This window comes from Vibrio sp. 1288, from assembly GCF_033344475.1.
The window spans coordinates 189,781-211,112 of the sequence record NZ_JAWPOX010000001.1; the positions used below are offsets into that span (position 1 = coordinate 189,781).

The window sequence follows — 21,332 nt, forward strand, 5'->3', positions numbered from 1 at the left end:
ATCTATCGCTAGTATTGAAACGGGATTGCATGCTTTCAATCGAAGACACTAAAACTAAGTGGGAGTTTTTCCAGAAACACCACTGGGTATCTCCAGAATTTTCCCGCACTCCCGTCCTCGAGTCGTGGGAGCGTTGCATAAAGCAATGCAGCCCTTACACCTGGTCAAAGCCACATATTGCCTCTGGATTTACCTTCTCATCTCTGATGAAACGCAACGAGCACCTCATCGAATGCGCCACGACCGTACTTGAAGACACTTACGACATGCTAGGGGACGAAGACCTGCTATTGATGGTAACCGATGGCAACGGCTGTATTCTCTCCACCGTCGGGCACGACTCTATGCGACAAGAGATGCAAACGCTCGGCATAAAACAAGGCTGTTTTCTCTCCGAAGGAAAGATAGGCACAAATGCAGTCAATCTCTGTATCAATACTCATATCCCGTGTGAAGTTTTTGCTGCCGAACATTTCAATCGCCACTTGCACTCTTATGCCTCTGTAGCTGCGCCTGTTTTTGACCAATTTGGAAAATTACGCGGTACAACATGCCTTTTCAGAAAAGCGGAAAGCTATAAGAAAGAAGACTTAGTCATCATCGCGTCGAGCGCGAAAGAAGTCAGCTTGCAAATCCACATTCAGTCGGAACAAGAAAACATGAACCGCCTCACTTGTGCGCATAACGCAACGTTAGAGTGCATGGATGACGGCCTTCTAGCGTGGGATGAAGAAAATCGCATCACCATGGTAAATCACCAGTCCGAGCGTTTGTTAAACATTGAAGCCAGTCAGGTCTTGGATAAAGAAGTCTTTTCTGTTTTGCGCTTCCCACCGAATGTCCTTACTAGTATTGAGTCAGGTGCGAGCATAAACCGTAAACTCACAACGGTAGAGGTTCGTGGCGAGTTTGTTGAGGCGATCATCACCTTGCGTCCACTCAACGACGGCACACACTTATTGTTCTTGCACCCTATCGATAAAATTCGCGAACTTGCTCAACAACAAATAGGTGGCAGTGCGCGCTATACGTTCAGCACTTTGCCCGTCATTTCACGAAAAATGAAGCATGTCATTACCGTGGCAAAACGGGCCATAAAGTCAAAATCACCGATTCTAATTACAGGTGAAGAAGGCGTAGGAAAAGCCACTCTCGCCATGGCGATTCATAACGAAAGCGCCTACAAAGAAGGACCATTCATTACGCTCAACTGCCGCTCCATCAATACAGAGCAACTGGTCAAAGAAACCCTGGGGTACGACGAAGGGCAAGGCATGCCTTCAAAGTTTGAGCTCGCCCATGGCGGTACGCTCTTTTTAGAAAAGGTGGAATATCTGTCGCCCGATTTACAAGCCGTGCTACTTAAGTTGTTAAAAACTGGGCTCGTCAGCCGCAGCGACAGTTTGCGATTGATCCCCGTAGATTTTCAACTTATTACCAGCACCGCTTCAGAGATCAGCGAGTATGTCACTCAGCGCTCATTTGGTCGGCAACTTTATTATGAAATCTCCTCGAACGAGCTGCATATTCCACCACTACGAAAGCGTAAAGAAGACATTGAATTTCTCGTCCAGCAGCTTATCAGCCATTACGAACGCCGCCACAATGTGACGATCTCGATAGAGCCAGTCGCACTGGAAGCGTTGATGAATTTTCGTTGGTCAGGCAATAACTCCGAATTAAGAAATCGAACTGAGCGAATTTTGCTTAACCGCAGTTCCAACTTAATCAAGCTGAACGATATTCCTGAAGACATTAAACTGAATTCTCGCCATACCGCAGAAAATACGCCAGTAATCACGTTAGAAGAAGCCGAGAGAAGAGCGATTGTTCAGGCTTGGAATCAGTGTGATGGCAAAATGCATGATATGGCGAAAGCATTGCAAATTGGCCGCACGACCTTATGGAGAAAAATTAATAAGTTTGGGCTACAGGAGCAAATGAAGCTGTATTAAGTCGTGAATTGGCGTTCCTATAACAAAAGTAAAACCGGCGTAAGCACGCCGGTACAGGTGTACTAACGATAAGGTATCGATTAAACATCGACAGACAACTGACGAATCTGCGCTTTTAGTCCCGGTAGCATGCTCGAACTGGCGCTGAATTTTCGCAACCCCACGCGGAGCAATGTTTCTGTGGCATTTGGATCGCTAGCCATCTCACCACACATACTAACCGGTATGCCCGCGCGATCGCCTGCTGCACACGTGAGCTCAATGGCTTTTAGTACCGATGGTTCAAAGTAGTTCACCAATTCAGCAACAGCAGCGTTACCTCGATCGGCGGCCATAACATATTGAGTCAAATCATTGGTGCCGATAGAGAAAAAGTCGACTTCTCGAGCTAACGCATCAGCATTCAACACCGCGGCTGGCACCTCAATCATAATACCAACGCGCAAATGAGTCGCATCCAAGCCGAGTTGGTTTGCTTGATGCGCCAACAGCACTTTTACTTTTCTCACTTCTTCAACCTGGGCCACCATCGGTATCATCAATTGAATATTCGGTTGCTCGTGAAAGGCTCTCAGAATGGCTCGAAGTTGAGCGGTAAACAATGACTCATGTTGAAGGCACAACCGCACCCCTCTCAAACCTAAAAATGGATTATCTTCCGCTGGCATAGGATAAGCGGCTAAAGGCTTATCACCGCCAACATCTAGACTACGAATCGTAAGTGGCTTATCACCAAGTGCGGCGGCAATATCACGATACACTTGGTATTGCGCTTCCTCAGTTGGCAACTCATCACTGTTTTGAAATAGAAACTCAGTCCGAAATAGACCAACGCCCTCAGCTCCTGATGTTAGTGCATCATCAATATCTTTCGGTCCACCAATATTGGCGAGTACTGGAATATGGACACCATCACAGGTGACTGCGGCTTGCTGAGCACTCGCTAGTGCACTTTGTCGGGTGCTTTGCCACTCAATTTGTTGCGCTTCTAATTCCTGCTGTATGGCATCTGAAGGAGAGAACCATAAATGCCCTCGAAAGCCATCAATAGTCACCACTTGACCAGCACGCACAGCATCAAGGCAGCCCTGAGCTTTAACGATGGCAGGAATCCCCATCGCACGGGCAAGAATCGCACTGTGAGAGGTTTTCCCTCCCTCACTCAAACAGATACCAAGCACTTTCGATTTATCAAGCCCGGCCACATCAGAAGGCATCAGGTCGCGGGCCAACAAAATACTCGGTTCCTGAATGTCGATGGCATTAGGCGTTACGCCTGTCATTTCGACCATAACTTGGCGTGCTATATCATGCACATCTGCTTCGCGTTCCCGCATGTACTGACTTTCTGCCTGGCGAAACTCTTCGGCCAACGTTTGCAGTGATTCTACCCAAGCTTGCTCGGCTATCATGCCCGTTTGAATTCGCGACTCGACCGATGCCCATAATTCTGGGTCACTGAGCATCATGCTATGAGCAGCAAATATTTCCCCTTTCGGCTGCTTCGCTTGCTCCTGTAAATGTTGAACAACCACGCCTATCGCACGCTTAACCCGTTCAATTTCATCTTGTTCACTTTGGAAATCACGTTCAGGCACTGCTGGCATTTCATGAGTAAAAAGGACAGCAGGAGCAGTAGCGATACCGTCATTGACTCGAATACCAACAACAGCACCTTCAATCTGATTTGAGGCCATGCCATCGAGCAGAGTATCTGAACTTTCTTCAGGTTCGATAATGCCTTGCTCAACCGCCTCTTTTTCTCCGAAGTGCTCATAAGCTAAGGCTTCAAATGCCTTGATTGCTTCACTGGATTGAGAGCCGAGTGCGCATAAGGTGATCGTCTCTTGACTACGAACGCCAAGTTTCGCAATGCTGTTTAAGCTTTTCGCGTTCACACGGCGCTCGCCTTTTTTCAACCATAATTGGCAGTCAAAAGGCGCGAGTGCACCAACAATGGCCGCAGCGGGACGAGCATGTAATCCATGCGGATTTTGCACTACCCAATCAAATGTCCATTCTTGCTCAAAGTTCTCTGATACTGGCGCTATCTCAGCGGATGTTAGTGGCTGATCACCAAGGTGCTCTTGTTTTACGCTTAACGCATTCTGTGCCTCTTCGACTACCGTCGATAAAGGCAGTCCGGCGGCGGCAGCCACCGACGCCGCCATGGTTCCTTCAACAATAGGTGCCGAGATAAGGGTGACATTTTCCCTCACATGATCATCAATCAGATCCAGAGCCATTTCCGTGCTAAGCAACGCGCTGCCAAGATCCATCAACACAACAACCCCTTGTTGATCTTGTACCTGCTCAATCGCTTCCATCACGGCAATGGCATCGGTTCCGATCGGGTTCTCTGGATCATCAATCCCAGCAGCAATCGCAAGCTTGGCTTTGCCTTGCGTCATTTGGGTGGCAAGTTCTGCCACCCCTTCGGCAAGTCGACGACTATGAGATACAACTACAATTCCCACCATCTTAATTACCTGCTATTGCCTGCTGTAGTGCTTTAATCATTAACAAAGAAGAGGTTGCACCGGGATCTTGGTGACCAATACTGCGTTCACCTAAATAGCTTGCTCGCCCTTTTTTCGCCAACATTTCAATCGTGGCAACCGCGTTCGTTTCTGCTAGCTCAACCATTTCATTAAGTAAGTGATCGGCGCTCATGCCATTTTCTAACGACGCCTTCACGCTAACTAAAACGGGTAACCAAACATCACACATGGTTTTATCACCCAGCTCTGCTTTACCACGAGACACCACGCCATCCACACCGCTTTTTAGTGCATCCACTAACTCTTCAAACGTTAATTGCTCTCGAGTTCCGACAGCGGCAGCCGTACGAATAAACAGCGTGCCATACAGCGGGCCACTTGCCCCACCGACACTAGAAAGCAAGGTCATACCCGTATTCTTGAGAATGCTGCCGATATTTTGGTCCGCAAATTGCGGCAGTTTTTCAGCAACTTTTTTAAAGCCACGGTTCATATTGAGACCGTGGTCGGCGTCACCAATATCACGATCAAGGTCGGTCAGAAAATCTTGATTCTCTTGATACGTTTTTGCACATAACTCTAGCCAGTGAACGATATGTTGTTTTTCAATTTGCATGTTTGCTCTCCCCTGTTACCACTTGATCGCGGCCGTATCGACAGGAGCATCAAACAGCTCCAACATCTCTTTGTCTGCCTTTAGCAACGTAATCGAAACGCCTTCCATATCAAGTGACGTACAGAAGTTACCAACCATATTACGCACGATACGGAACCCTGCTTGCTCGCAGTTATGAGCCAGACGACGGTACACTCCGTAAAGCTCTGAAGTTGGCGTACCACCCATACCATTCACCATCACGATGTAGTCGTGTTCAGCGGCGAAAGGCTCAATGCTGGATTCCACTTCATCCCATTCACCTTCGTCACGATTCCAAATACGCAATGTGCGCTGATAAGGTGTGTTTTCAGCAACTTCAGCAAACATTTCATTCACTAACGTATCGACATCGGTGTATTTCACTCGCTTGATACCTGGTTCACCATGGATACCAACACCAAACTCAACTTCATCATCTTCCAGAACAAAAGATGGTTTACCTGCTGCGGGTACAACACAAGCATTAAGCGCCACGCCAAATGAACGACAGTGATTATTAACGCGACGAGCCAGTGCTTCACATTGCTCCAACGAATAACCTTTGCTCGCGGCAGCCCCAACTAACTTTTCAACCAATACCGTTCCAGCTACGCCACGGCGACCAGCGGTATACAGGCTGTCTTTGACTGCAACATCGTCATCCACCAACACCGACCCAACTTTGATGCCATCGGTATGAAGCAGCTCCACAGCCGTTTCAAAGTTCAACACGTCTCCGGTGTAGTTTTTAATGATAAATAGCACGCCCTCACCGGTATTCACTTGGTTACCACATTCGTACATTTGATCTGGCGTTGGTGAAGTAAACACCTCACCAGGACAGGCGCCTGTCAGCATGCCTTTACCAATAAAACCAGCGTGCAAAGGTTCATGACCACAGCCACCACCAGAAACCAATGCCACTTGCCCCGGCGTTTCCTCATGCCACATGTAACGAGGTTCGTAGTTCGCTTTTAGCTCAGGGCGGGACAATGCCAGGCCTTCCATTTGCTGCAATACAACATCATCAACTTGGTTAATTAATTTTTTCATCGTTCTATCTCATTCCATTTATATTTTTATGTAGGGTATGAATTCATCTTAAACAGAGAAAAAGCGTGCTCAACAAAAATCAATCCGTTTCATATTGAAACGAAATCTTCGGCATTTTTGTTTCAATATGAAACGTAAAACGACAAATTTTCCTGAATAGTGATCGTCGCCATAAAGCATGCTGATGCTTATTACTTCTGACAGTCGGTTTGACACAGAGGTCATAAAAGCATGGAACAAAAGCAGAGATATCCTTCACCACTTACCACACCAAACCTAATATAAACCTTATCCCTACAATGGATATTCATTGCAGTCCAAAACACACATAAAAAGGTTAAAGGTTTGAATTATGGACAAAATTATTATCAGCCCAAGCAAATACGTCCAAGGTGAACAAGTACTTACATCTATCGCTCACTATGTGAAAACATTGGGTGAACGTCCGTTAGTAATTGCCGATGAGTTCGTGACTAACCTGGTTGGTGATGACGTCAAGCAAAGTTTTGCTGACGAAAAGCTTCCACTCACTATGAACATTTTTGGTGGCGAATGTTCGCGCGTTGAGATTGAACGCATCACGGACATTTGTGCCACTCAGAAACACGATGTCATTGTCGGTATTGGTGGTGGTAAAACGTTAGATACAGCAAAGGCTGTTGCGTTTTACACAAAAATTCCTGTCGTGGTGGTTCCTACGATTGCCTCGACAGATGCACCAACCTCAGCGCTTGCGGTGATATACACACCTGAAGGTGAATTTGCAGAATATTTGATGATCCCTAAAAACCCAGACATGGTCATCATGGATACGTCAGTCATCGCCAAAGCCCCTGTTCGCTTACTTGTATCGGGGATGGGCGACGCGCTTTCCACCTACTTTGAAGCTCGTGCCAACATGACTTCTGGTAAGGCAACAATGGCTGGTGGGTTAGCGACGCGTTCAGCACAAGCGCTTGCGAAACTTTGCTATGAAACCTTGCTTGAAGATGGTGTAAAAGCAAAAGCTGCGGTAGAAAATGGTGTGAGCACCAAAGCGGTAGAAAACATTATTGAAGCCAATACATACCTAAGCGGTATCGGTTTTGAAAGCAGTGGTCTAGCGGGTGCTCACGCTATTCATAACGGCCTAACTAAGCTTGAAGAGTGTCATCATCTCTATCATGGTGAGAAAGTCGCGTTCGGCACACTAGTTCAGCTGGTACTAGAAAACGCAGCGATGGAAGAGATTAATACGGTTCTTGCATTCTGCCGCTCTGTAGGTCTCCCAACCAACTTATTTGATATGGGCGTTAAAGAGCTTAACCACGCTAAGTTGCGCGAGGTCGCCGAAGCCTCAACGGCCGAGGGAGAAACCATCCACAATATGCCATTCCCAGTGACGGCAGAAAATGTCTACTCTGCAATTCTAACCGCTCACCAGTTGGGTCAATAACTCACCCCCTTAAAGTGGGCTTAAATAAAAAAGCGGCACATACTCTCGCATGTGCCGCTTGGATTTTTGCTGTTAAGCGTAATTACTCAACCGTTACCGCTTTCGCCAGGTTACGTGGTTGGTCTACGTCCGTACCTTTGATCAGTGCTACGTAGTAAGACAGCAATTGCATTGGGATGGTGTAGTAGATCGCCGCCGTGATTTCACTAACGTGAGGCATCGTGATGATCTTCATTGTTTCATCGCCTTCGAAGCCTGCGTCTGCATCTGCGAATACATACAGAAGACCGCCACGCGCACGTACTTCCTCAACGTTTGATTTTAGCTTTTCAAGTAGGTCGTTGCTTGGTGCAACCACAACAACAGGCATGTCAGCATCAATCAGCGCAAGAGGACCGTGTTTTAGTTCACCCGCCGCGTACGCTTCTGCGTGGATGTAAGAGATCTCTTTCAGTTTTAGAGACGCTTCCATCGCGATTGGGTAGAACTCGCCACGGCCTAGGAACAATGTGTGGTGCTTGTCTGCAAAATCCGTTGCTAGTGCTTCAATTTCTTTCTCGAAAGAAAGTGCCGCGTTGATTTGCTTAGGAAGTGCATGCAGCGCTTCAACAATCTCTTTTTCTTTCTCTTTGCTGATGCGGCCTTGCTCTTTACCTAGTGCTGTTACCAGCATAAGTAGTGCAGAAAGCTGAGTCGTGAACGCTTTGGTTGAAGCCACGCCGATTTCGACGCCAGCGCGAGTCATGAATGCAAAATCTGATTCACGAACCAGAGAAGAGCCTGCTACGTTACAAATGGTCATCGCCGCCATATAACCTTTCTCTTTCGCAAGACGAAGTGCTGCTAACGTATCTGCAGTTTCACCAGACTGAGACAACGTAATAAGAAGGCTGTTTGGACGAGTCACAAACTTGCGGTAACGGAATTCAGACGCAATTTCTACATCACAGCTAACGCCTGCAATGTCTTCAAACCAGTAACGTGCCGTCATACCTGCGTTGTAAGACGTACCACACGCGACGATTTGTACGTGTTCTACTTTGCTTAGAATGTCTGCCGCGTGCACACCGATCGCGTCTGTCACAACAGAGTCTGCCGTGATACGACCTTCCATTGTGTTGATCAACGCTTTAGGTTGCTCATAGATTTCTTTTTGCATGAAGTGACGGTATTGGCCTTTATCACCTGCATCATGCTCTGCGTTAGATTCAACAATTTCACGCTCAACTGGCTCACCCGTTGCATCAAACACAGTGACTTCACGGCGAGTAATTTCTGCTACGTCCCCTTCTTCTAGGTACATGAAACGGCGCGTAACGTTAAGTAATGCAAGTTGGTCAGACGCTAGGAAGTTTTCACCTACACCAAAACCGATCACGATCGGGCTGCCTGAACGCGCTACTACGATGCGTGAAGGATCTTTGCGATCCAACGCTACCGTGCCGTATGCGCCTTCAAGTTGTTTTGCTGTTTTTTGTACCGCTTCTAATAGCGTTTCTGAAGTACGAAGTTCCCACTCAACCATGTGTGCGATAACTTCTGTATCCGTTTGCGATTCAAACACGTAGCCACGAGATTGAAGCAGCTCACGCAGCTCTTCATGGTTTTCGATGATGCCGTTATGGACAACTGCGATATCACCAGACATGTGTGGGTGAGCATTGATTTCAGAAGGTTCACCGTGCGTCGCCCAACGAGTGTGCGCAATGCCAGTTCCGCCGATCACTTTTGCTTCTTCTACTGCATCAGCCAATTCTTGTACTTTACCCAAGCGACGAACGCGCGTTAGGTTTGATTCGCCATCAACAACCGCAACGCCAGCAGAGTCGTAACCGCGGTACTCTAAGCGGCGTAGACCTTCAACCAAAATTTCTGCAACATCTCGTTGTGCTACTGCACCTACGATTCCACACATGTGTTTATCTCCGTTTGTAGTTTTGTTCTTCCCTAGCCATGATTTCAAATAGAGGCAGCAAGCAAAGGCCTTTATCCAGAGGGAAGTGAAATATGAAACTGATTACATCATTAGGCGCAAATGACTTTCACGCCATGTTGTTCAATCTGTACTTTATGCTCTGCTTGGATATCTGCATCGGTCACCAACACATCAACTTGATGCCAAGCGAGCTCTAAGTTTGGGATCTTACGGCCGATTTTTTCGGACTCTATCATTACGATCACTTCACGTGACGCTTCTGCCATTACCTTACTTAAGCCAACCAACTCATTAAATGTCGTGGTTCCACGCTCGAGATCGATGCCATCCGCACCGATGAATAGTTGGTCAAAGTCGTAAGCTCGTAATACAGATTCGGCTACTTTGCCTTGAAAGGACTCTGAGTGCGTATCCCAAGTACCGCCAGTCATCAGCAGTGTCGGTTCGCTCTCTAATTCATTTAGGGCGTTAGCAACATGCAACGAGTTGGTCATGACCACTAAGCCACGTTTGTCATTCAACTGTTGAATCAGCGCGGCAGTCGTGCTGCCACTGTCGATCACGATGCGATTATGATCGCGAATCAATGATGCTGCTGCTTTTGCTAAGCTTAACTTTCGAGTCGAAACATTAGCGCCCAATTCTTCGTGAATGACTTCCTTTGGGATAGCAATCGCACCGCCATAGCGGCGTAGAAGTTGGCCGTTTTTCTCTAAAGAAGCTAAATCCTTTCTAATCGTGACCTCTGAGGTTTCGAATTTCTGAGCAAGTTCATCAACGCTGACTTCTCCTAGTTCAGAAACCAAGTTAGAAATGGCGTGTCTTCTTAATTGAGTGTTTCGTTTCGACATTTAAGTTTTGACTTTAAGTTTCGATGTGAAACTTATTATAGTCAAACCGAAACTTTTAAGTCCATTTATTTCGATCCAAAAAATTAATATTTCTCGATAAAACCTTGTCCTAAGACAATTCTTAAACAGTGATATTGGATTCATTCAGTGGTAGAATTCGCCACCGAAAAGAAAAAAAATTACAGAATTGAAGGCTATTTTTTTGCAACTTTCTGCATATAAAGTGGGATTAGTCACAAAAAGGTAACCAAAATCGCCGATCTTTTAGTCATAAAATGACTAAACTTGGTGAAAGACTTTCAGAATCTGAAGTTCTAATAATGAGACGAAAAATCGGTGGGTGACAGGTACTAAATGTCATCAAAAACGTCCTGACTTCAGAGTAAATAACCGACTTTCAAATTGTAACTATACTTACCGGAGAGTATCTTCCATGAAAAAGACCAAAATCGTATGTACGATTGGCCCTAAAACAGAATCTGTAGAGAAGCTAACTGAACTAGTTAACGCAGGCATGAACGTAATGCGCCTTAACTTCTCTCACGGTGACTACGAAGAACACGGCACTCGTATCGCGAACTTCCGTAAAGTAATGGAAGCTACTGGCAAACCACTAGCAATTCTTCTAGATACTAAAGGTCCAGAAATCCGCACTATCAAGCTAGAAGGCGGTAACGATGTTGATCTAGTAGCAGGTCAAGAATTCACTTTCACAACTGACACTTCAGTTGTAGGTAACAAAGATAAAGTTGCAGTAACTTACGCTGGTTTCGCAGCAGACCTAAACGTAGGTAACACTATCCTAGTAGACGACGGTCTAATCGAGATGGAAGTTATCTCTAAGACTGAAACTGAAGTTAAATGTAAAGTTCTTAACAACGGTGCACTGGGCGAAAACAAAGGTGTTAACCTTCCTGGCGTTTCTGTAAACCTACCTGCACTATCTGAAAAAGATAAGAACGACCTAAAATTTGGTTGTGAGCAAGGCGTTGACTTCGTAGCAGCTTCTTTCATCCGTAAAGCGTCTGACGTTCAAGAAATCCGTGAAGTACTTGCTGCAAACGGCGGCGAGAACATCCACATCATCTCTAAGATCGAAAACCAAGAAGGTGTTGATAACTTCGACGAGATCCTAGAGCTTTCTGACGGCATCATGGTTGCTCGTGGTGACCTAGGTGTTGAAATCCCAGCTGAAGAAGTAATCTTCGCTCAGAAAATGATGATCGAGAAGTGTAACCGTGCACGTAAGATGGTTATCACTGCAACTCAAATGCTTGATTCTATGATCAACAACCCACGTCCTACTCGTGCGGAAGCAGGCGACGTTGCTAACGCAGTAATGGACGGTACTGACGCAGTAATGCTTTCTGGTGAAACGGCGAAAGGTAAATACCCTGTTGAAGCGGTAACTATCATGGCTCAAATCGCGAACCGTACTGACTCAGCGCTAAAAGCTGAACTAGGTTCTCGTCTAGACAGCCCACGTCTTCGCATCACTGAAGCAGTATGTAAAGGCGCTGTAGACACAGCTGAGAAACTAGCAGCTCCACTTATCGTTGTTGCAACTGAAGGCGGTAAGTCTGCACGTTCAGTACGTAAGTACTTCCCAACTGCAAACATCCTAGCGCTAACAACTAACAAGAAAACTGCTGCACAGCTAGTTCTAACTAAAGGTGTTACTCCTGTAGTTGTTGATTCAATCGAAAGCACTGACGCATTCTACGTAGCGGGTAAAGAACTTGCTCTAGAATCAGGTCTAGGTAACAAAGGCGATATCGTTGTTATGGTTTCTGGCGCTCTAGTTGCTTCAGGTACTACGAACACAGCTTCTGTACACGTACTATAAGACTGAACTTTTAACACTTCAGTTTCTTGAGAAGGAGGGCTTATGCCCTCCTTTTTTATATGGCTTTCTTGCTCTCATAATAGGCTAATTGTATTATTCATCTCTATCAGAATTTCGTACTGTTTAATTTTATCGTCACGATTAAAGTTTCTTCTATGAGGTGTATGTGTCTAGTCCCACTCTTACCGACAAAGTATTAAGAATGCTCCGTCAGGATATTCTCGATGGCGAGCTTAAACCAGGTCAAAAACTCGTGGTTGCCGAACTCAAAGAGAAGTACAACTTAGGAGCGTCACCCATTCGAGAAGCATTGGTGCAATTATCTTGGAGCAAATACGTCAAACTCGAGCCGCAAAAAGGCTGCTGGGTTGCACCTGTATGTAAAGATGAGTTACATGACTTGTACGAAAGCCTGCAAATGGTCTCCGCATGCTTACTCAGTAAGGCAATTATGATTGGCGATGAAAAATGGGAACTGGATGTACTAACTGCTTATCACAAGTTATCCCGAGTAAAACCTGGCGAAAGCTTTTGCTGGAGGGAATGGGAAGAGCGCCAAAATCAGTTTCTTACTGCGCTGTTTGAAGGTGCTGGCTCTGTCAATATGTTTGGGTTTTTCCGCGATCTACTCACGCAAATTAAACGCTACCAATACTTCGCGATGCAGATTTTAGGCACAGGGAACCCTGGGCACTGTAATCTCGATGAGCAAGAAATACTGATGAAGGCATCGCTAGACAAAAAGAGTCAGGATGCTTTAGGTTATCTAGAGCGTTATTTGAGACAATCAATACAGTGTATCGAAGCCGCCATCGACAACCAATGTCGCATACTGGCTAGCGAATAACGCTGAGACTAAAAAGCGGGGGTCTATCCCCGTTTTTTCGTTTTTGTAAAAGCACTAAGCAATATCATCATAACTATGACATAGCGATACGCAGTTACGCCCTGCACTTTTTGACTCATACAAAGCAATATCAGCACATTTATACGTTCTTGTACGATCAGAGGTTAAATCACTATACCCAGCACTGACAGTAATGCCTCTATCACTACGCATTTGAACCGCGACACGTAGCCTGTTCAATACAATTTCAGCCTCTTCTAGTGTTGTATGCGGCATAATCACTGCAAATTCCTCACCACCGACACGAGATACAAAATCTGTGCTGCGGACTTCTTCTAGGAGGGTTTCTGCGACACTACAAATCACCTTGTCTCCTTCGTCGTGGCCAAGCTCGTCATTAATACGTTTAAAGTGGTCAATATCAAACAACGCCAAACAAGCAGGAGGGCTATCAGGATAGCGTTCAATAATCCCCGCATATTGCGCCAATTGCTCTTCAAATTTTCGGCGGTTCCACAACCCCGTCAAGCCATCTTTTTCGCTTAGGTTTCGTAATTTTTCTTCTAACTCTTTTTGCCCAGAGATATCCACCAGCGACGTAATGTAATAACTCACTTTACCTGATTTGGTTAAATTCGCCTGAATACGCATTATTGCAGTAAAGACTTGATTAAACTTAGTTCGACAACGAATCTCCCCTTCCCATACGTGTTCACTCTTCAGTGTTTTCCAGATACTCAGGTTTGCTTCGAGATCTTCAGGTAAGAGAATTAAATGATGTGCACTCCAACCTTGGGCATGCTTGGTTGAGTAACCCATCATGTTTTCAAACTCTTGATTAACCATGATGATTCTATGTGAAGCATCCGAGATCATCACCGCAGTCATACCATCAAGAGCAGCTCGAGCCAACTTCGATTCCATACTATGACGCCGATAATGCAGAGCAAGGGCTGCCGTCGGCAAAGTGAAGCCGAGCACCAAACTTAGAACAAAAAACGCTTCTTGGATTAAGTCATCAATATCCCTCTGAGCTCGGGATAATAACTGCTCATTGGTAAGATCAATAACCAGATGAAGAGGTTCGCTAGAAACAAACTGGATGGTGCGATACGTGACCAAATTCGAACCATTGTAAGCATAGCCCGAATCTTTTGAATTTAAACTACGCCAAATGTTTGGGTACATCCGGCCAAAATTAAATTGAGAGCGAGCGGGAATTATATGGCCATACAAACGAGCTGATTTAGGGCTATCAATGTAAAATCCGTCACTCTTAATCAGCTCAATATGGAAATCAAGCACTGACGAATAGTTGAGTCGAGAGGATAAATAGTCAATATCAACATTAAGCACAAGATACCCTTCGCGCTTTCCGTTAAGCGAAATAGGCATCAAAATACGCAGTGACGGGCTATAGGGATAGACTAACTCGCCATACTCTCGTTCTAAACCTATCCCCCACGAAGCGATTTCGCCATCATCTAAGTTCTTAGCGAATTGAAAGTAATCTCGCTCTGACTTATTTTGCAATTTGATCGCGGGCAACGCAGCGCCTGTTTCAATCTCATAATTAATCCTCACTTTTTCTCGACCAGAAACATCAAGAAAGCGAATTTGCTTATACAACTTTTGATTGATTGCGACCGAGATCCACATGTCTTCTAAGATGGAACGGTTCACCCGGTTAGGTTGGCGCAGATATTCATACAGACTTTGGCTGTGACCAAGTAGGTCACTGATCGTTTCGATTTGATCCTGAATATTGCTGTATTCACGGCCAGTATAGGCCAATTGATGTAACGCTTCTTGAGCGGTGTTCTCAACATTGTTTTCTAACAACGTCAGATATTTCTGATAGTAGTAAGCGGCAGTGAGTGCACTAAAAAATAGTGCTGTCGCCAATAAGGTGCCGACTCGCTTAGGTACTTTCACACGTCTAATGCCTATCATGCTTACTAAAACGACAATTATATCATTAATTGTTATTTTCTAAACAAAAAAGCCACTTAGATTAAGTGGCTTTTCTATATGCAATCAGAGAGTTAAGGTTTGAGGGCTCGCTCTCCTCGCGCAATGCCAACGACACCACTACGAGCAACTTCGACAACTTCGGTCACTTCGGATATCGCTTGAATGAAGGCATCTAGCTTTTCACTCGTACCCGCAAGTTGTACGGTGTATTGGGAAGCCGTGACATCCACGATCTGGCCACGGAAGATGTCTGCCGTCCGCTTCACTTCTGCTCGCGCAAAACCACTGGCTTTCACTTTCACCATCATCAGTTCACGCTCAATGTGCTCATACTCGGTGACTTCTTGTACTTTCAGCACATCGATCAATTTGTGTAACTGCTTCTGAATTTGTTCCAACTGCATCTCATCAGATGTCGTGGTAATGTTCATTCGCGACAAGGTTTCATCATCAGTCGGTGATACCGTCAAAGATTCAATGTTGTAACCACGTTGAGAGAACAAACCAACAACACGAGACAACGCACCCGGTTGGTTTTCCAATAGCAATGAAATAATGTGTCTCATATTAAGTTCTCTCCGTTTTGCTTAGCCACATTTTATCCATACCCTCACCTTTGATTTGCATCGGGTATACGTGTTCGGTTTCGTCTACGTTGATGTCCACAAACACCAGACGATCTTTCATATCCAACGCTTTTTGTAGCCCTTCTTCGAGCTGATCAGGCGTTTCGATACGAATACCGACGTGACCATAAGCTTCTGCAATCGCTGCAAAGTCAGGAACAGAACTCATGTAAGAATTAGAGTGACGACCTTGATAAATAATGTCTTGCCACTGTTTTACCATGCCTAAGAATCGGTTGTTCAGGTTGATGATCTTCACTGGAATGTCGTATTGCATGGCTGTCGACAATTCTTGAATATTCATCTGAATACTGCCGTCACCAGTCACAACCACGACCTCTTCTTGTGGCATGGCAAACTTCACGCCCATGCCAGCCGGAAGACCAAATCCCATGGTGCCAAGACCACCAGAGTTTATCCAACGGCGCGGCTTATTGAATGGGTAGTACAGCGCCGCAAACATCTGATGCTGGCCCACATCAGACGCCACATATGCGTCTCCATTAGTTAGCTTGTGCAGCGTTTCAATTACTTGCTGTGGCTTGATTCGTTCTGGAGACGTTTCATAAGACAAGCAGTTGCGGTCACGCCATACTTGAATGTCATCCCACCATGCAGTGATAGCATCTTGATCATTTCCACTACCTTGCTCTGCAAGCAGCCCGAGCATGGTTGTCAGCACTTTTTCCGCAGAACCTACGATCGGCAAATCCACTTTCACGTTTTTCGAGATCGATGACGGATCGATATCAATATGCATCACTTTTGCGTTTGGGCAGTACTTTTCAAGGTTGTTGGTTGTACGGTCATCAAAACGCACACCGATACCAAAAATAAGATCCGCTTCATGCATTGCCATATTAGCTTCGTAAGTGCCGTGCATACCCAACATGCCCAGTGAGTTTTTATGTGTACCCGGGAATGCCCCCAAGCCCATCAAAGTACTCACAACGGGTAGGTTCAGTTTGTCGGAAAGCTCTAAAATATGTTCATGGGCGCCAGAAATCACCGCACCACCACCGATATAAAGCACTGGTTTTTTCGCTTCTAATAGCGATTTAAGCGCTTTTTTAATCTGGCCTTTATGGCCCGAAGTTGTCGGCTTGTAAGAGCGCATTGAAAGCGTTTCTGGATATTGATAAGGCAGTTTGATTTGCGGGTTCATTACATCTTTTGGCAAATCAATCACAACTGGACCAGGTCGACCTGTAGTCGCGATATAAAACGCTTTTTTGATTGTTTCAGGAATATCTTCCGCTTTTTTTACTAAAAAGCTGTGTTTGACCACTGGGCGGGAGACACCGACGATGTCACACTCTTGGAAAGCATCATTACCAATTAGGCTATTTGGTACGTTACCCGAGATAACGATCATTGGGATAGAGTCCATATACGCTGTTGCAATACCCGTAATGGTATTGGTCGCGCCCGGCCCCGAGCACACAAGTACGACACCCGGTTTACCGGTAGCTCGAGCGTAACCATCTGCCATATGAGTGGCGGCTTGCTCATGCCTTACAAGTACGTGTTTGATTTGATCGGTTTTGGCATGCAGTGCATCGTAGATATCCAAAACAGAGCCACCTGGGTAGCCAAAGATCTGCTCTACGTGCTCTTCTATCAGAGATTGAACCACCATCTCTGCGCCTGACAACATTGCTGTCATAATTGCTCTCCTTAGCCAGTTTCCTCACCGTAAGGTCAACGGATTGGTCTGGTTTTACATAGTCTAGGTCTTATTCGTAGCCTAATCGAAATACTTCCACGTTTTCGGCTATGTCTTGCGTTCGTCATAACATCCCGCAAGGTTACCCAACAAATGTAACGTTTTATTATCAAAGGGTCTAATGAGAGATTGGTCTACTTTTTAAACAAGATACTAGTAATTAGAATGTTAGTAGGAATAGCAGCCACACATCTCCTATTTCACAGTACAACCTAAAAAATTAACGCTTAAAAAAAGAACATTATTTCATAAGCTTTTAGCTACAGGGTGCGAAATAGCGTTATTTGACGAGCAGAACAGAAAAAATCAATACAAACAAAAATCCCCAGCAATGCGCGATCACATCACTGGGGATTTTTTCATCAATATAAAATCTAAGTCAGCTTAAGTTACTTTTTATCCGACTTTTCCTTATACATTTCTTCAATTTCATCTTGGTATTTGTCATTGATGACTTTACGACGAAGTTTTTGAGTTGGCGTTAACTCACCATCATCCATAGAGAAAGCTCTTGGTAACAATTTAAACTTCTTCACTTGTTCAAACTTTGCCAACTCTTTTTGAAGATCGTTCACACGCTTCTCAAGCATTTCGACCACCTGGTGGTGCTTAATCAACTCAACGCGATCGTGATATTTGATATTCAGCTCTTTCGCGTACTCTTCTAGCGAGTCATAACAAGGCACGATAAGCGCAGAAACAAACTTACGAGTATCCGCAATGACTGCGATTTGCTCGATGAAGTGGTCTTTACCAATCGCACCTTCAATCATTTGTGGAGCGATGTATTTACCACCTGAAGTTTTCATCAACTCTTTGATACGATCGGTGATGAACAAGTTGCCATTTTCATCAATGTAACCAGCGTCGCCCGTTTTTAGGAAACCGTGCTCATCAAAGGTCTTTTCCGTCTCTTCTGGCATTTTGTAATAGCCACGCATCACCATTGGACCACGAACCAGAATCTCGTTGTTTTCGCCGATCTTAACCTGTGCGCCAGGCATCGACATACCAATAGAGTCGGGGTTAAAACATTTATCATCCCAACACGATACTGTCGCCGTGGTTTCAGTCATGCCGTAGCCCAACTTAACGTTGATACCAATCGCATGGAAGAATCGACCGATGGTTTCATCCAGCTTTGCACCACCACAAGGCATAAAGTTGATTTGCCCGCCAAGTAGCGCACGCAGTTTGCTCAGAACCAACTTATCCGCCAAAGCGTATGACTTACGCAGCAAGAGCGATGGCTGACGTTTTTCTTGATGACAAGCGGCCATTTTTGCGCCCATGTTGACTGCCCAAGTAAACATGATCTTACGATGAATCGGCGCGCGAGACACTTTCTCGTGAATCGCAGAGAAGATCTTCTCATAGAAACGCGGTACGGCACACATCACGGTAGGTCGCACCTGGCTCAGTGCATCACGTACTTGCATGGTGTCTTGCAAATAGCAGTTGGTCGCCCCTTTGTACAATACATAAAAGGTCCAAGCGCGCTCAAATACGTGTGACAACGGAAGGAAACATAATGACACGTCACTTTGAGAAAGGCTCAAGCGCTGATCGTGCCCTTCCAATTGCGCCGCAATGTTTGCGTAGTCCAACATAACGCCTTTTGGCTGTCCTGTTGTACCCGAGGTGTAGATGAGCGTGAGTAGATCATCTTCTTTTGCCTGATCTAAACGCGCGTCCAATTCAACTTGATATGTAGTGTCGCCTTTGGCAACAAATGCTTGCCAAGAGATAACGAAATCATGATCGCCAAGTTCTATATCATCAGACATCGCAACAATGAGCTCTAACTGTTCGCACTGGTCGAAAATGCTCACTGCTGCATCAAATTGAGGCTGTTCACCAACAAACAGAACTTTGACGTCTGCATTGTTAATGATGTACGCCGACTGAGCGGCAGTATTGGTTGGGTAAATAGGTACTGTCACGCTGCGTAATTGCAGTGCTGCGATATCAGCGATCGTCCATTGCGGCATGTTGTTCGAGAAAATGCCGATCTTATCTTGGACTCCTAATCCCTGAGCCAAAAGTGCAAGTGATAAAGCATCAACTTGCTGACCAAATTGCGTCCACGTAATACCTTGCCACTCCTCACCCACTTTATGCTTGAGTGCAACGCGTGTACCACCGTTCGCAATTTGTTCACGAATACGTTTAACGATATGAAAATCTAACTTGGCCATTCTTTTACTTACCTTTTGGCTTACAGGCGTAAGCTAATTGAGCGAACAAGTGTACTCACGGCTTGCTAAAACGCAACTGACCAGTATCAAACTTATCACTAATAAGAGACAACTATCACTTATACGTCGCGAACGTACCTCAAATTGCTGAATGATTACTCTATTTAACTTACTGTTTCGATTGTTGATTACGAAAACAAAAAGCCCCGAGAGACAAAAATCGCTCGGGGACCAATGAATTGTAAAAATTGATGATTACCAATATGGTCTAATCGAGAAGACCAAACGTCATCTTATTTTGCGGCAACGACTTCACCACAAGTGATCATCAGTTGATCGCGTAGCCAAATGTGGCCTTTATCTTTTTCACTTGATTCATGCCAGCTTAAGAAGCCGCTGATTTCTTTGTTCGCAAATGGGAAATCAAGAATTTGCAGTTGATCGCTGTTTACCGCATTTTCCGCCATCCAACGTGGTGCAATAGTCACAAGCTCAGATTGACCCACCACGTATAGTAGGTTGCTTAAACTAGAACCTTCATACGCCGCTTGGCAATCCAGTTCACGGTACGCTTGCTCTGAGAAACTACGTTGGCCATGCACTTTCGATAACTTCGCATGCTTTTCGTTAAGCAGTTGCTCAGCCGTCACACCACCTTGAATGCGTGGGTGTGTTTTTGATGCGATAACCACTAATTCATCTTTGAAGATTTCAGTACTTGAGAAACCTTGCTCATCAAAACGAGCGTAGTCGATCACGAAATCAATTTCTTGGTAGCGCATACGCTCAGACAACAAACGGTCAAATTCTGCATCTAGGTGAAGCTGAACGTTTGGTGCTTGTTGATTCACTTTTGCCATGATCTTCGGAGCAAAACGCATGTCACAAGGGCTGCAAATCGCAAGCTTGAATAAGCGAGTCGAAGATTCTGGCTGGAATACAGAGCTAGGAAGTTCATTGCGAATCAGCTGTAGTGCTTGGCGAATAGGGCCAAACAGTTGACGTGCTCGTTGCGTAGGCTGAATACCACGGCCTTGGCGCATGAATAGCTCGTCGTTAAACATCACTTTTAAGCGTGCCACGGCGTTACTTACCGCCGGTTGAGACATGCCTAGGTTATGTGCTGCACGAGTAATATTTTGCTCTTGCATTACAGCATCAAATACAGTCAGTAGGTTTAAATCTACACCACGCAAAGTGCTTTCCATACGGTAGCTAGCAATTGCGCTCATCGCGTCTTTCTTCTCTAACATTGAGTGCGCCTCTTTTGTAATCGTCAACTTTGTTCATTAAATTCATAACGAATAGAATCCCATCTCGCACAAAAGACGGCGGCTGGATTCGAATCATTTTACGAATAGATAACCTAACTTTTTATTATATTTATCGTCCGGATACTTCCGGCTCGAACTGTACTATCAACTAATCGATTGCGGTTTCGCAACTAGATTGATATTTAATCAGTAAATTTTAGCCAATTAGGTATTTATTTGTTAAATAACAAAGGCTTGATAAAAACATAAAAAACTATAAAACACGTAAAAATGCATTCTTTGAGGACGTATTTAGCAAATTGATAGGACAGGCGGTCAACACAAGTATGCATTTAGCTCAGTTATTAGTTGAAATAAGAACAATAGATGACAGCTATATCTCTGATTGAATTTTGCACTTATCAGTCAAATTATCAGCAAATACACACTGAATAGAAATGAGAGAGGAAGAATAAAAATGCAGCCTTCCAAAC

Annotated in this window: 14 protein-coding genes; 4 read left to right on the forward strand and 10 right to left on the reverse strand. The window is 45.1% G+C overall.

Features of this window, described 5'->3' with window-relative positions; all coding sequences use genetic code 11:
* The first annotated feature begins 29 nt into the window (after window positions 1-29).
* Window positions 30-1,955 carry a dihydroxyacetone kinase operon transcriptional regulator DhaR gene (gene dhaR, locus R8O11_RS00810; protein ID WP_054728466.1) on the forward strand — a complete coding sequence of 642 codons (1,926 nt, stop codon included), beginning with the start codon at window positions 30-32 and terminating at the stop codon, window positions 1,953-1,955.
* Window positions 1,956-2,035: 80 nt separating this feature from the next.
* Here the strand turns inward: dhaR and ptsP are convergent, their stop codons facing one another.
* Genes ptsP through dhaK form a run of 3 tightly spaced genes read right to left on the reverse strand, consistent with a single transcriptional unit; the run spans window position 2,036 to window position 6,146 of the window.
* A complete protein-coding gene (ptsP, locus tag R8O11_RS00815) occupies window positions 2,036-4,435 on the reverse strand; it encodes a phosphoenolpyruvate--protein phosphotransferase (protein WP_318193835.1) in 2,400 nt (799 codons plus the stop codon).
* Window position 4,436: 1 nt separating this feature from the next.
* Window positions 4,437-5,072 (reverse strand): dihydroxyacetone kinase subunit DhaL, encoded by a 636-nt coding sequence (gene dhaL / locus R8O11_RS00820; RefSeq protein ID WP_005379705.1) that lies wholly within the window; start codon window positions 5,070-5,072, stop codon window positions 4,437-4,439.
* A gap of 15 nt (window positions 5,073-5,087) precedes the next feature.
* Window positions 5,088-6,146, reverse strand: coding sequence for a dihydroxyacetone kinase subunit DhaK (gene dhaK, locus R8O11_RS00825; protein ID WP_149192006.1), 1,059 nt, complete (start codon window positions 6,144-6,146; stop codon window positions 5,088-5,090).
* 352 nt (window positions 6,147-6,498) lie between these two features.
* Between dhaK and R8O11_RS00830 the strand changes: the two genes are divergently transcribed.
* Window positions 6,499-7,581 (forward strand): glycerol dehydrogenase, encoded by a 1,083-nt coding sequence (locus R8O11_RS00830; protein ID WP_005379703.1) that lies wholly within the window; start codon window positions 6,499-6,501, stop codon window positions 7,579-7,581.
* 82 nt (window positions 7,582-7,663) lie between these two features.
* Here the strand turns inward: R8O11_RS00830 and glmS are convergent, their stop codons facing one another.
* Both glmS and R8O11_RS00840 read right to left on the reverse strand, forming a co-directional pair.
* Complete coding sequence (glmS, locus tag R8O11_RS00835) at window positions 7,664-9,496, reverse strand: glutamine--fructose-6-phosphate transaminase (isomerizing) (protein WP_033906046.1); 1,833 nt, start codon at window positions 9,494-9,496, stop codon at window positions 7,664-7,666.
* 110 nt (window positions 9,497-9,606) lie between these two features.
* Window positions 9,607-10,368, reverse strand: a complete 762-nt coding sequence (locus R8O11_RS00840) for a DeoR/GlpR family DNA-binding transcription regulator (protein ID WP_005379701.1) — start codon at window positions 10,366-10,368, stop codon at window positions 9,607-9,609.
* 433 nt (window positions 10,369-10,801) lie between these two features.
* Here R8O11_RS00840 and pykF point away from each other — a divergent pair, with 433 nt between their 5' ends.
* On the forward strand, window positions 10,802-12,214 hold the full coding sequence (gene pykF / locus R8O11_RS00845) for a pyruvate kinase PykF (RefSeq protein ID WP_005392243.1): 1,413 nt from the start codon (window positions 10,802-10,804) through the stop codon (window positions 12,212-12,214).
* Between the two features lie 160 nt (window positions 12,215-12,374).
* Window positions 12,375-13,061 (forward strand): GntR family transcriptional regulator, encoded by a 687-nt coding sequence (locus R8O11_RS00850; RefSeq protein WP_081008270.1) that lies wholly within the window; start codon window positions 12,375-12,377, stop codon window positions 13,059-13,061.
* A 54-nt stretch (window positions 13,062-13,115) separates the two neighbouring features.
* Here R8O11_RS00850 and R8O11_RS00855 read toward each other — a convergent pair whose 3' ends face one another.
* The 5 genes from R8O11_RS00855 to calR form a co-directional block, all read right to left on the reverse strand.
* Complete coding sequence (locus R8O11_RS00855; protein WP_318193836.1) at window positions 13,116-14,996, reverse strand: diguanylate cyclase; 1,881 nt, start codon at window positions 14,994-14,996, stop codon at window positions 13,116-13,118.
* A gap of 110 nt (window positions 14,997-15,106) precedes the next feature.
* The gene (gene ilvN, locus R8O11_RS00860; RefSeq protein WP_005379697.1) at window positions 15,107-15,601 is read right to left on the reverse strand and encodes an acetolactate synthase small subunit; all 495 of its coding nucleotides are present in this window, start codon (window positions 15,599-15,601) and stop codon (window positions 15,107-15,109) included.
* Window position 15,602: 1 nt separating this feature from the next.
* Entirely contained in the window at window positions 15,603-17,327 is a 1,725-nt protein-coding gene (locus tag R8O11_RS00865; RefSeq protein WP_005379695.1) for an acetolactate synthase 3 large subunit, read from the reverse strand.
* A 449-nt stretch (window positions 17,328-17,776) separates the two neighbouring features.
* Window positions 17,777-19,585, reverse strand: a complete 1,809-nt coding sequence (locus R8O11_RS00870) for an AMP-dependent synthetase/ligase (protein ID WP_033906039.1) — start codon at window positions 19,583-19,585, stop codon at window positions 17,777-17,779.
* Between the two features lie 293 nt (window positions 19,586-19,878).
* Window positions 19,879-20,838, reverse strand: coding sequence for a LysR family transcriptional regulator CalR (gene calR / locus R8O11_RS00875; protein ID WP_005379693.1), 960 nt, complete (start codon window positions 20,836-20,838; stop codon window positions 19,879-19,881).
* Between the last annotated feature and the right edge of the window lie 494 nt (window positions 20,839-21,332).